The 12,488-nt window shown below is 33.0% G+C and carries 11 protein-coding genes and 1 pseudogene; all 12 read left to right on the plus strand.

Features of this window, described 5'->3' with window-relative positions; translation table 11 throughout:
• Window positions 1–62 precede the first annotated feature (62 nt).
• The 12 genes and pseudogenes from RGT18_RS03385 (at window position 63) to RGT18_RS03440 (ending at window position 12,478) form a co-directional block, all read left to right on the plus strand.
• Window positions 63–674 carry an MptD family putative ECF transporter S component gene (locus tag RGT18_RS03385; RefSeq protein WP_028078488.1) on the plus strand — a complete coding sequence of 204 codons (612 nt, stop codon included), beginning with the start codon at window positions 63–65 and terminating at the stop codon, window positions 672–674.
• The gene (locus RGT18_RS03390; RefSeq protein ID WP_028078487.1) at window positions 674–1,417 is read left to right on the plus strand and encodes an energy-coupling factor transporter transmembrane component T; all 744 of its coding nucleotides are present in this window, start codon (window positions 674–676) and stop codon (window positions 1,415–1,417) included. The genes RGT18_RS03385 and RGT18_RS03390 overlap by 1 nt, the downstream gene beginning before the upstream one ends.
• A complete protein-coding gene (locus RGT18_RS03395) occupies window positions 1,414–2,898 on the plus strand; it encodes an ABC transporter ATP-binding protein (RefSeq protein ID WP_028078486.1) in 1,485 nt (494 codons plus the stop codon). Before RGT18_RS03390 ends, RGT18_RS03395 begins: the two co-directional genes overlap by 4 nt.
• A gap of 169 nt (window positions 2,899–3,067) precedes the next feature.
• Window positions 3,068–3,391 (plus strand): TetR/AcrR family transcriptional regulator, encoded by a 324-nt coding sequence (locus RGT18_RS03400; protein ID WP_028078485.1) that lies wholly within the window; start codon window positions 3,068–3,070, stop codon window positions 3,389–3,391.
• 304 nt (window positions 3,392–3,695) lie between these two features.
• Window positions 3,696–5,438 carry an ABC transporter ATP-binding protein gene (locus RGT18_RS03405; protein ID WP_028078484.1) on the plus strand — a complete coding sequence of 581 codons (1,743 nt, stop codon included), beginning with the start codon at window positions 3,696–3,698 and terminating at the stop codon, window positions 5,436–5,438.
• The gene (locus RGT18_RS03410) at window positions 5,438–7,162 is read left to right on the plus strand and encodes an ABC transporter ATP-binding protein (RefSeq protein WP_028078483.1); all 1,725 of its coding nucleotides are present in this window, start codon (window positions 5,438–5,440) and stop codon (window positions 7,160–7,162) included. The genes RGT18_RS03405 and RGT18_RS03410 overlap by 1 nt, the downstream gene beginning before the upstream one ends.
• A 397-nt stretch (window positions 7,163–7,559) precedes the next feature.
• A complete protein-coding gene (locus RGT18_RS03415) occupies window positions 7,560–7,976 on the plus strand; it encodes a sigma factor-like helix-turn-helix DNA-binding protein (protein WP_028078482.1) in 417 nt (138 codons plus the stop codon).
• Window positions 7,977–8,637: 661 nt separating this feature from the next.
• The gene (locus RGT18_RS03420; RefSeq protein WP_338175205.1) at window positions 8,638–10,458 is read left to right on the plus strand and encodes a recombinase family protein; all 1,821 of its coding nucleotides are present in this window, start codon (window positions 8,638–8,640) and stop codon (window positions 10,456–10,458) included.
• 291 nt (window positions 10,459–10,749) lie between these two features.
• Window positions 10,750–10,947 carry a hypothetical protein gene (locus RGT18_RS03425; protein WP_028078396.1) on the plus strand — a complete coding sequence of 66 codons (198 nt, stop codon included), beginning with the start codon at window positions 10,750–10,752 and terminating at the stop codon, window positions 10,945–10,947.
• The gene (locus RGT18_RS03430; RefSeq protein ID WP_211220314.1) at window positions 10,937–11,209 is read left to right on the plus strand and encodes a DNA cytosine methyltransferase; all 273 of its coding nucleotides are present in this window, start codon (window positions 10,937–10,939) and stop codon (window positions 11,207–11,209) included. The genes RGT18_RS03425 and RGT18_RS03430 overlap by 11 nt, the downstream gene beginning before the upstream one ends.
• A gap of 55 nt (window positions 11,210–11,264) precedes the next feature.
• Window positions 11,265–11,690 (plus strand): annotated as a pseudogene (locus tag RGT18_RS03435) (DNA cytosine methyltransferase).
• A 110-nt stretch (window positions 11,691–11,800) separates the two neighbouring features.
• On the plus strand, window positions 11,801–12,478 hold the full coding sequence (locus RGT18_RS03440; protein WP_211220312.1) for a hypothetical protein: 678 nt from the start codon (window positions 11,801–11,803) through the stop codon (window positions 12,476–12,478).
• The last annotated feature ends 10 nt before the right edge of the window (window positions 12,479–12,488 follow it).

Raw genomic sequence — 12,488 nt, forward strand, 5'->3', positions numbered from 1 at the left:
TGCTAAGTGATATTTCCTGAGTATCAAGCGTAAATATAAAAAAATTAAGGAGGATGTATTACATGACAGATAAGAAAGGTTCGAATACAAACAAATTAAATGGTAAAGATTTAATCAATGCGGGGATTTTTTCAGCGATTTATCTGGTTATTATTATTGCAGTCGCATGCACTTTGGGGTTGATTCCAATTGGCTTTTTACTTCTCGCTTTTGTTGTCCCATTTATAGGAGGTATTCCGATGATGCTTTATTTTACAAAAATAAAAAAATTTGGAATGCTAATAATTTTGCAGACTGTAATTGGAATAGCCATGATTTTAACAGGAATGGGATATGATCTATTGATTTGGGCAATCATAACAGGAATTGTTGGAGAACTTATTTTGAAAGCTTCCAAATACCAAAAGAGCATGGGGTGTGTTCTTGCATATGCAGTATCAAGTATATGTATTGCGGGAAATTATGTACATTGGCTCACAGCGAGTCAGGAATGGTTAAAGAATAAGGCAGCTAGCTATGGAGAAACATTTATGTATTCTATTTATGGATGGTTTCATAGTAACTGGTGGTTATTCCCTCTTTTGATTGTTTCTTGCTTTGTGGGCGGATTTCTTGGCGGGATGATTGGTCGTAAGGTTTTGAGGAAACATTTTGAAAGAAGCGGGTTGGTGTAATGATTTCTGAACTATATCAGAAAAATGCAACGTCGGATAAACTATATCTTGATCCACGAACAAAGATATTGATGTGTTTGCTTGTATCAACTACTTTGCTCAGTGGTTCTCCTGTTGGATATTTAAAAGTTTTTCACACGATACTTTCACTTTTGCCGTTTGTTTTTTTGATTGTTTTAAAGAAGGTGCGAGCTGTAGTTTATTTTTTTGCTTTGTATCTTTTTGCACTATTTGTTCCAGATCTTCTTGCACCGCATTTACCAACTTGGTTTAACCTCTTGTTTACGGGAATAATTGCATTTTCGGTAGAAATTATTCCTGGTTATATGATGGCATATTTTATTTTTTCAACAACATCTGTAGGCGAGTTTATTGCAGCTATGGATAGAATGCATGTTACGAAAAAACTTACAATTCCTATTTCGGTAACATTTCGGTTTTTTCCTACCATTAGAGAAGAATATGTAAATGTGCGAGATGCTATGAAATTGCGAGGGATAGGTTCTTTTCGCAACCCTCTTATGATGTTAGAGTTTAGGATGGTTCCATTTTTAACAAGCATTGTATCTATTGGTAATGATTTGGCTGCTTCTGCACTTACAAGGGGACTTGCAGCACCTAATGAAAGAACTAATGTAAGTAATATTGGGTTTATGTGGAGAGACTATCTTGTTTTCGGCAGTTTAATTATTTTTTATATCATTTATTTTATTCTTATGTTCAAGCAAAAGGGGGCTTTATGATTAAATTTGAAAATGCAAGTTTTGTATATAAGAATGGGCAGAGAGATAATGGTATGCGAGATGTGAGCTTAAATATTCCGGAAGGTCAAGTTGTCTTGCTTTGTGGTGAATCTGGTTGTGGAAAAACAACTCTTACAAGAATGATAAATGGTCTAGTTCCGCATTTTTATGAAGGGGAAATGTCAGGTGAAGTTTTTGTTTGCGGAAACAATGTAGCTGAATGTGAACTGTATCAGCTAGCGTATTATGTAGGATCAGTATTTCAGAATCCAAAATCTCAGTTTTATACAGTTAAAACAGATACAGAAGTAGTATTCACATGTGAAAATCTTGGAATGGAGAAACAACTTATTTTTGAACGTTTTGAAAATATTGTTGAAGCTCTTGATATTACTGCATTGTTAGGGAAAAGCCTGTTTTCTCTATCTGGCGGAGAAAAACAGAGGGTTGCTTGTGCTTCCGCTATAGCACCTAATCCTCCAATAGTCGTTATGGACGAGCCTACTTCCAATTTAGACACGCATACTATCGCACAGCTGCGAAAGATTATTAAAAAATGGAAGCAGGATAGAAAAACGGTGATAATTGCTGAACATCGTTTGGAATGGCTAATGGATTTAGCTGATCGTGTGATATATATGAAAAACGGACGAATTATAAATGATTATACAATAGAACAATTTAAGAAAATCAGTAAAGAACAATTAAAAATTATGGGGCTTAGAAGTAAGCCTGAATTTCAAAAAGAGAATAGAGCAACGGATAATGCTGGAAAAATAGAGTTTGTTGATTTTAGTTATACTTACAAAGGAGAAAATAAACCGGCTCTTTCTATTCCTTATATAAATCTTCCGGAAAAGTCTATTATCGGCATTGTTGGAAACAATGGAGCAGGTAAATCTACTTTCGGACATGCTTTCTGTGGTTTGGGAAAAAGGTCGAAAGGGGATATCTTTCTAAATGGAGAAAGTTTTAAAAGAAAAAATCGAATCGAAAGTACTTATATTGTTATGCAGGATGTAAATCAGCAGCTTTTTACCGAAAGTGTATTTGAAGAAGTCAGATTATCTATGGAGAGGTTAGGATTATCTCATGAAGAGCAGGAGAAAAGAACAAATATAATTCTGAAAGAGTTAGGTTTAGAAGAGTTTAAAAACTCTCATCCCATGTCTTTGTCTGGAGGACAAAAACAACGGGTTGCAATGGCTAGTGCACTTGCATCTGATAAAAGATTTCTTTTATATGATGAACCGACTAGTGGGCTTGATTATATTCATGTGATTGAAGTGGCAGATGCTATAAAATGTATGAAGGCGGCGGGACGAACACAATTTGTAATTACACATGATTCGGAGCTTGTTTCAAGATGCTGTGATTATATTCTGTTTCTTGAATGTGGCAAAGTAAAATGCATTGGAAATATAAATGATATGAGCATACAGGAGAGACTTCAAGAACTTTGGAATCAGGTATATATGTAGATCAAACGATGAATTAAGCTTTAGCTTCTTTTTTAAAATAATGGACAAAATAAATCAGCAACTTTGATTGTTTATTTTGATTTTGCTTTTGCAAGAGGTACTAAGATGCCTCTTGCAAAAAAAATAACATAATTGATAGTACTATTATCAATGTACAAGGGGGAATTTTATGGCGAACCAAGATATTAGCATTACTCCTAGATTATTGGAAAATGCAAAAAAAGAATTTAAACGGAATGGGTTTGAAAAAACTTCTTTAAATGTAATTTGTAAAAATGTAGGCATAACTACTGGAGCGTTATACAAGAGATTTAGTACTAAAGAAGATTTATTTAATAGCCTAGTTGAAAAACCCGCAAATAGACTTAAAGAATTCCTTGATAAAGAACATAGAGATTACAAAAAATTATCCAAAGAGGAACAAATAAATTGTGTCTTTAAAAATTGGGAGAATGAAGATAGATTTATTGGATTTATATATGAATACAAGTAAGAATTTTTAATGATTTTAAATTTATCAGGTGGAACAAAATATGAGTTCTATTTTGATGAAATTTCTAAAATAATTACAGATGCAACCATACAATTTATTAGAACTAACAATAAAAGTGATGTAGATGAATTTATTTTGTATGAACTTGTTCATATATAAGTTTGTTCATATATAAAGGGAATTTTAGTACCTCTTTCCCAAAATATGAATTTAAATGAAGCTAATATTTACATTCAACACGTTAAAAAATTCTTCTATGCTGGATGGAAAGATTTGCTGAGAATATAAGATTTGGAGAAGAAAAATGTTTAAATTATACAAAAAATTATTTAAATATGTTCCTGAAAGGAAAATATTTGCATACGGTTCGATGTTATTAGCTGCTATTTCATCAATATGTTTAATGGCGTCTTACTGGTATTTATGGGATTTGTTTTGCGAATTATTAGTTACTAAAAATTATAATATGGCTCTAAAAGATAGTGAATTGGTCGTAATTTACATGGTATCGTATGGAGTTATTTACTTTTTGGCATTGATGGTATCTCATATGCTTGGCTTTAGATTGGAAACAAATCTCAGAAAAACTGGGCTAAAAAATCTAATCAATGCTTCTTTTGCTTTCTTTGATACGAACCCTTCAGGAAAAGTAAGAAAAATTATTGACGATAACGCTGGAGAAACACATTCTACAGTGGCACATTTGATTCCTGATAATGTTGTTGCGGGAATGTTGCCAATTTTGATGTTTATTTTGACCTTTGCTGTTGATTATAGACTTGGTATTTTATTGGCTATAACAATTGTAGTAGGCATTTTTCAATACAAATCAATGCATGGTGGAGAAGAATTTATGATGGCATATTCTAATTCTCTGGAGAAAATGAGTTCAGAGATAATTGAATATGTTAGAGGTATGCAAGTATTGAAGATTTTTGGGATAACCGTTCGTTCCTATAAAAGTTTATTGGATGCAATTCTCCAATACTCAAAATACACTTATGAATATTCCTTAAGTTGCAGGAGACCATATGTGTCGTTTCAAACATTGTTTAATGTGTACTATTTGATATGCATTCCTTGCAGTATTTATTTTATTACAAAAGGGGAACAGGCAAGTATGATTCTTGCGAAAGTAATCTTCTTTACTTGTTTTTCTGGAGTTATATTTTCATCATTTATGAAAGTTATGTTTGCTTCGCAAAATAACTTTAACGCCGGACAGGTTATAGATCGTTTAGAAAATTTGATAGATGGAATGAGAAAGGAGAAATTAGAACATGGGGAGAAAAAAGAATTTAAACATTACGATATTGAGTTTGATAAAGTTTTCTTCAAATACGATGAAAAATATATTATAGAAAATTTGAGTTTAAAGTTGGATGGAGGGAAAACTTTCGCTTTAGTTGGACCATCTGGATCTGGTAAATCTACTATCGCAAAATTGATATCAGGTTTCTATTCTTTAGACAGTGGCACTATAAAAATTGGTGGTTGTGATATACGAGAATACAGTGAAGAAACATTGCTTCAAAATATTTCATTTGTATTTCAAAATTCAAAATTATTTAAAACCTCTATCTATGAAAATGTCAAAGTAGGTAATCAAAATGCCACAAGAGAAGAAATTATGAATGCTTTGCATTTGGCAAAGTGTGAAAACATTTTGAAAAAATTTCCTGCAAGGGAGAATACTATTATAGGCTCAAAGGGCGTTCATTTATCAGGTGGTGAAGTACAAAGGATTGCAATTGCAAGGGCTATTTTGAAAAAAACCAAGATTATTATTCTTGATGAAGCTTTAGCAGCAGCAGATCCGGAAAATGAATATGAGCTTCAACAAGCATTTTCAAATTTAATGAAGGGTAAGACGACTATAATGATTGCTCATAGATTATCTTCAATCAGAAATGTTGATGAAATATTATTCATTGAGAATGGTAAAGTTACTGAACGAGGCAATGATGCTAAATTAATGGACTTAAATGGAAGATATAGAAAGCTTCAAAGTTTATATGCAAAAGCGAATGATTGGAGGGTAATGTAATGAGAAAATATTTACAAAAGAAATTTCAATTAACTGATGCAGGAGCAAGAGGACTTGAAAAATCAGTTTGGTCTTCATTTGCCTATTATACTATCTATATGCTTCCGATGATGTTAATGATGTTTTTTGTTCAATCCATCTTGGAAAGTAAGGGAAATAGAATTGAAACCTTTGTTTTAGGAATCGGGATAATCACAGTACTTGTTTATGTAGTAACGAATATAAATTATAAAACCACATATAACGAAACTTATAAAGAAGCTGCAAATTTAAGGATTGAAATAGCAGACATTTTAAAGAAGTTGCCATTAGATTATTTTTCAAAACATGATATTTCTGATTTATCACAGACTGTTGTGGTAGATGTTGCTGCAATTGAACATGCTTTAGCTCATGCAATCGGTCATACCATTGGGTATATTTACTTTTTTGTTGTTATAGGCATGATGATGTTAATCGGAGATTTTAAACTTGGGATTTGTGTGCTGCTTCCATTGTTACTTTCAGTCGGGATTTTATATTTATCAAAAAAAAGTCAAATAAATGTGCGAGGAAATCATTATGAAAAATTAAGAGGAATTTCAGAAGAGTTTCAATCATCTATTGAAATGAGTCAAGAAATAAAAAGTTATGGATTAAAGGAAAATACGATAGAAAACATTTCTAAAAAGCTTGACGAATCCGAAAAAATTCAAATGAGAGCAGAAATTGTTCAAGCTGTCCCAGTAAGCTTGGCTGGATGGATCACAAAGTTATCTATAGGTATTACAAGTGTTGTTGGACTCCATATGTTTATAAGTAATGAGGTGCCTTTGTTATATTTAGTTGGATATATTATTGCAGCAACTAAAATCTCTGAAGGTTTAGAAGGTATTTATATGTATCTTGGAGAAATTTTTTATCTTGATGCAAGAATTAATAGAATTAAAGAGTTAAGAAATACTAAAGTCCAAATTGGAAATAATGTAGATTTTGATAATTATGATATTAGTTTTCAAAATGTGGATTTCTCATATTCAGGGAAAAATAAGAAAGTTATCAATAATGTTACTTTTACAGCAAAACAGAACCAAATTACTGCACTTATTGGACCATCAGGTTGTGGAAAATCAACATTATTAAAATTGATGTCAAGACTTTACGATTATGATAGCGGTCGGATTTTAATTGGGGGTCATGATATTAAAACAGTAGATACTGAGTGCTTATTTAAAAAAATTTCAGTTGTATTTCAAGATGTTGTACTGTTTAACACTTCTATTATGGAAAATATACGCATAGGAAATACGAATGCAACGGACGATGAAGTGAGAGAAGTTGCTCGAATTGCCGGTTGTCAAGAAATTATAGACAGGCTTCCTGAGGGCATACAAACAATTGTGGGAGAAAATGGGGCAAAATTATCAGGAGGTGAAAGACAGAGAATTTCAATTGCAAGAGCCATTTTGAAAGATGCACCAATTATTCTTCTTGACGAAATTGCAGCTTCATTGGATGTAGAAAATGAAGCAAAAATTCAAGAAGGATTAAATAAACTTATAAAGAATAAAACGGTTGTCATTATTTCACATAGATTAAAATCTATTCAAAATGTAAACCAGATAATTTTGCTTGATGAGGGCAAAGTTGTGTCAAATGGTACACATGATGAAATTTATAATGAATCACAGTTATATAGAAATATGATTGAAAAATCTGATTTGACTGAAATGTATTCGTATTAGGAGAAATAGTTAAATATGAAAGAACAATTAATAGCAAAAGACCGATAGATTTATTCTTTCAGGTATCTATTCCGGCAGTAATAACAATGATAGTTATTGGTCTTTATCCACTTATTTATGGAGTGCTTATGATGCTTATATTTATCTATAATGAACGGAGGGAAAGGGAGATGAACAAGTGTATAAGTTTCCTTGTAGAATTGAAATGGAATAAAAATACTCCTTTCTTCTATAATTCTTGTAGTTGTCTGTCTTTACATATTCTCGTCTAAACAATTAAATATAGTAAAAGAAAGAACGGATTTCTTTCATTTCAGAGGACTTCTTATGCCAAGATGCAGGAGTCCTCCTTTTTTGTTTGAAAACAAAAAGACAAAAAAGAAATGGAGGAAACTTTATGGTAAAAGAATATTACCTTTATGTCAGAGGGCAAAAGGTAAAAGTCAGTGAAGATATTTATAAAGTCTACTGGCGAGAAAAAGAACACGAAAAGTATTTAGAGCAGGTGGACAAGAAAAACCACTTGCTCTTTTTTTCATCATTGGATCATGACGGGAATTTTGTAGATAACCTTGCTGATGAAAGTGTGGATGTAGAAAAAATAATTGAAACACAGATTTTAATTGAAACAGTCAGAAAGGCTGTGTCAAGGCTGAATGATGAAGAAAGAGACATCATAGAGCGTTTGTATTTTAATGATGAAACATTATCGAGTGTAGCAAGAAGTAAGAAAGTGAGCTATCAAGCTATACAATGGCGAAAAAACAATATTCTTAAAAAGTTAAAGGTGCTTTTGAAAGAATTCATAAAGTAAACGCCTTGTAGATGGGGGCAGATTTTCCTTTATAAATTGAAGGGAGATCTGTCCTTATATTTTATTTAAGGAAGTGATGAAAACAATAAAGTTGAAGAGAATCTCTCTTAAAGCCGTTAGGCTATTGTTCCTTGAAAACTGAATAGACCATGACGGGACTTTTAATTACTTAGTGAGCGTAAGGAATTTACGCCATGACTTTCCTGCTGAAGAAATTCGGTTTAAATGAATACTGTCAAAGACAAGGATAGAAGGAAACGAGCGATAAATAAATTTTCTTAAAGCAAAGAACGAGGATAACTTTGCGAGCGATGACCTAAGTAATGATAATGATACTTCTTTAGTGAAAGCCGGCTCATCTTAACAGGGGCGGTGGTGAGATTCCAATGTTGCTTATCCTAAGCACCCGTTAATGTCATAAAACTTTAGATAAAATTATATGAGGAGGATTTAGAATGAATAATGAACTATTAAGATATAGCCTCCAATTATCTATGCTGTCTATGTTACTTTCTAAGCACTTGCTCAGTGATATTGAATATAAAAAGATAAAACTAAAGCTGATGAAAAAGTATAATATCTCTACAGAATTATATTTATAATGTTTTGCAAGTGTGGTATAATAGAACTGCATAGAAAGATACAAAAAGGAGGCAGTGCAGTGAAAAAGGATGTTAAAGTTATTAAAGGTGATACCACACTGAAAAGAACTGCATCAGGGTGTGTTCAACGCTCAATAAAGAGAGTGGCAGCTTATTGCAGAGTTAGTACGGATACTGAAGATCAGATTAATAGCTATAATTCTCAGGTAGAACATTACACAGAATTTATACAGAAAAATAAAGAGTGGACTCTTGCCGGAATATATGCTGACGAGGCGATAACAGGAACACAGGTTGATCGAAGAATTGACTTTCAAAGATTAATAAATGACTGTATGAACGGCGATATAGATATGATAATTACAAAGTCTATATCAAGATTTGCAAGAAATACATTAGACACCTTAAAGTATGTAAGAAAGTTGAAAGAGTTTAATGTTGCGGTCTTTTTTGAAGAGGAAAACATAAACACCTTAACAATGGACGGAGAGTTGCTTTTAACAATTTTAAGTTCAGTTGCGCAACAGGAAGTAGAGAACATTTCAGCCAATGTCAAAAAAGGTTTGAGAATGAAGATGGAAAGAGGAGAAATGGTAGGCTTTCAAGGGTGTTTAGGCTATGACTATGATCCGGAAACTAAAAGCATTTCTATCAATGAAAAAGAAGCTGAGATTGTAAGATATATTTTCAGAAGATATATTGAAGGTGTTGGCGGTATGGTAATCTCCAGAGAACTTGAAGAACAAGGATATTTATCGCCAAGAGGAAATAAAAGATGGACGGAAACAACAGTTTTAGGAATCATAAAAAATGAGAAATATAAAGGGGATCTTATGATGGGAAAGACCTATACGGTTGATCCTATTTCAAAGAGAAGATTGGATAATTTCGGAGAACAGGATAAGTTTTATATAGAGAACCATCACGAGCCAATCATTTCGGAAGAAGATTTTGAAAAAGCTCAAGGTATTAGATTAAGAAGGTCAAAAAACAGAAATACCGTTGCTAATAATGGCGGTAAGAGAGAAAAGTATTCAAGAAAATATGCTTTTAGCAGTATGCTTGAATGTGGATTTTGTGGTCATAATCTTTCAAGAAGAAATTGGCATTCGAGTTCAGAGTATACAAAAGTTATATGGCAGTGTGTCAATGCTACTAAAAACGGAAAGAAGTATTGTCCGCATAGTAAAGGGATTGAAGAAGAAGCCATAGAAAAAGCATTCATGGAAAGTTATCGTCAGGTATGCCACAATAATGTTGAAATTACTAATGAATTCCTTAAAACTGTGGAAGAAGAATTGAAAGACAACAGTTTAGCTAAAGACCTGAAGAAGATAACAAATCAACTTGATAAGATACTAAAGAAAGAAAAGGATCTTGTTGAGTTAAGGCTGAATGAGTCAATCAGCATGGATATATATCAGGATAAGTATAATGAAATAGCTATTAGTAAAGAGAAATTACTTGCAGAAAAAAGGACTTTAGAAGTAACACTCACTGATGAAAAAGCGTTGAAGAAAAGGCTCGAGGGGTTTAAAAAATTACTTGAGTCCAATAAATATCTTGAGGAATTTGATAGGGCAGTATTTGAAAGTATAGTAGATAAAATCATCATTGGGGGAACTAACGATGAAGGTGAAATTGATCCTGCAATGATTACTATCATATATAAGACTGGAAAAAAAGATTCTCAGGACGGAAGATTATTCAAGAGCAGAAGAAAAAATGCCAAGGAAGTTAATGAGGAAACTGACAACAAATTGTATCCTCATTCAAGCGACGAGGTTAATAATTTGTATTCCTATCCTATTGACAACACATGTGGAGTGCGTGGTATTGATGTCAAGGGTGAAGGACTAAAAGCACATAAAAAGGCTTGAAATCAAGGGATTCCGAAGAACTGTCCGGTTTGAACAGATAATCGGAATCCCTTTTTTAGGTAGTTTGACAACAGTTTTGACCACTGAAAATTAGAGGGTTATAACTACAGAACTGATTTTTGCCGTATTGAGACTACAGAAATGTTTTCAGAGGTGGCATTGGAAATATTGAGACTATGAAACTACTGTTTATCCAGTTAGTAATTTGTATAACAAGGGAACTGTTAGTGGGTTGATTTCAGACTAAAAATAGTTTATAATTAGTCCGAAAGAAGTGGAGGGAAGAAAAATATGGTAGATTCATACATTTACCTTGATACATACGTTTTGCAACAGGATATGAGGGTCAGGCTGCCGAAAGCAATTCTCTCGAATATGGGTGTCAAAAAAGGTAAGACAAAATTTGATATTTATTTAGATTCGAAAGATAATACTTTGGTATTTCGTATCCATAATGGAAATGAAGGAGCTGCTAACAATGACAAATAATTTGACTGCGGTTTCACTGTTTACCGGAGCCGGTGGAATGGATATAGGATTTGAGACTGCAGGTGTAAAGGTTGTATTTGCCAACGAACTGATGGCTGAAGCGGCTGCAACCTACAACGCTAATCATGCAGAAGGTGTCATGGTCAACGGTGATATTAATAATGTAATGGATACTCTGGATCAATATCAAGGTGTTGATCTTGTGTTCGGAGGTCCTCCATGTCAAGGGTTTTCTGTTGCTGGAAAGATGAATCCGGATTAAGCTGATTTTTACATTCCTTGATGTTGTTGAGAGAGTTCGTCCAAAAGCATTTGTAATGGAGAACGTTAAGGCCCTGGGAGTGCTGGAAAAATGGGAACCGATACGCAAGAGATACTTCAAAAGAGTTGATTAGTTGGGATATAATTGTGCGCCGTTTATTCTAAAAGCAACAGAATATGGTGTTTCTCAAAAACGAGAAAGAGTGTTCTTTATCGGGATTCGAGATAACGGCAATCCGTTTTTTACATATTTTATGAATGACTTTCTTCTTCAACAGAAAAACAAAGCTCCTGTTGTACGAGATTTATTAAAATCTTTAGGTCGAGCTGGTACAGAGCAGAATCCAAATACTTGTACGGCTAAAATTACGTTTGCCACACATCCAACTATGAGAAAGTCACCATACGCTGGTATGTATTTTAATGGTCAGGGAAGGCCGATTGATGTAGATGGGTATGCAAATACTCTTCCAGCTCCTTAGTAGGAAAATTTCAAACAAAGTATTATGAATATAAGCAAGAGAAAAAAGACGAACTGGATAACAAAGCAGAACTTTTTAATCTCTATGAATACATCTCTATTTATCACGACTTGCAGGGAGAAAAAGCAAGAGCATTAAAACCTTATGCAAGCAATAAAAAGATGGCTGCTGACCTTAGAAGATTTTCAAAAGCATTCTATTACCTTAGAGATAATAAGCTACAAACCATAGCAGACCCGCAAGAAAAAATAGGAACTCTTCAAGCAGAAAATAAGAACATCAATCAAGAAGTTAAGGTTAAAAGCAAAAGAATAGAAAACTTAAATAAGTGTTTCACTTATGCAGATATTATCAAAGACAACAAAGCAATCTATGAGGAATGGAGCAATAAAGCCTTATTCAAAGATAGCTTTTACAAGTACCATAAAGATGAAATAGACAAATACAAAAGAGCAAGGGCAATCCTTGAAAAAATAACAGGTTCATCTGCGATTAAGAGTAAAGATTGGCAAAAAGAAATGAAAAGTCTTGAAGATGAAATTACGAAGCTCAATAAACAAGCTCAAACTATCAAAGAAGAATATGAAAATATTAACCATATCAAATATGCAGTAAAGATAGTCAATGATGATTATGGAATAGATTTATCCATTGAAATAGACAAGGCAATCAAGCGTGGAGAGAAACCAAGTGTAATTGCACAGATTAAAAAGTACCAAGAGCAACAGGAAAAATACGAAAAGAAAAAAGAGAGAACAAAAGATAGTTATAGGAATTCGGAAAGGTAAGATGTTTTAA

The organism is Solobacterium moorei (genome assembly GCF_036323475.1).
GTDB lineage: Bacteria > Bacillota_I > Bacilli_A > Erysipelotrichales > Erysipelotrichaceae > Bulleidia > Bulleidia moorei.

Excerpts from the sequence above, each read along its gene's own strand:
- RGT18_RS03385 (WP_028078488.1), top strand. The coding sequence starts at position 63 with ATGACAGATAAGAAAGGTTCGAATACAAACAAATTAAATGGTAAAGAT.
- RGT18_RS03390 (WP_028078487.1), top strand. The coding sequence starts at position 674 with ATGATTTCTGAACTATATCAGAAAAATGCAACGTCGGATAAACTATAT.
- RGT18_RS03395 (WP_028078486.1), top strand. The coding sequence starts at position 1,414 with ATGATTAAATTTGAAAATGCAAGTTTTGTATATAAGAATGGGCAGAGA.
- RGT18_RS03400 (WP_028078485.1), top strand. The coding sequence starts at position 3,068 with ATGGCGAACCAAGATATTAGCATTACTCCTAGATTATTGGAAAATGCA.
- RGT18_RS03405 (WP_028078484.1), top strand. The coding sequence starts at position 3,696 with ATGTTTAAATTATACAAAAAATTATTTAAATATGTTCCTGAAAGGAAA.
- RGT18_RS03410 (WP_028078483.1), top strand. The coding sequence starts at position 5,438 with ATGAGAAAATATTTACAAAAGAAATTTCAATTAACTGATGCAGGAGCA.
- RGT18_RS03415 (WP_028078482.1), top strand. The coding sequence starts at position 7,560 with ATGGTAAAAGAATATTACCTTTATGTCAGAGGGCAAAAGGTAAAAGTC.
- RGT18_RS03425 (WP_028078396.1), top strand. The coding sequence starts at position 10,750 with ATGGTAGATTCATACATTTACCTTGATACATACGTTTTGCAACAGGAT.
- RGT18_RS03430 (WP_211220314.1), top strand. The coding sequence starts at position 10,937 with ATGACAAATAATTTGACTGCGGTTTCACTGTTTACCGGAGCCGGTGGA.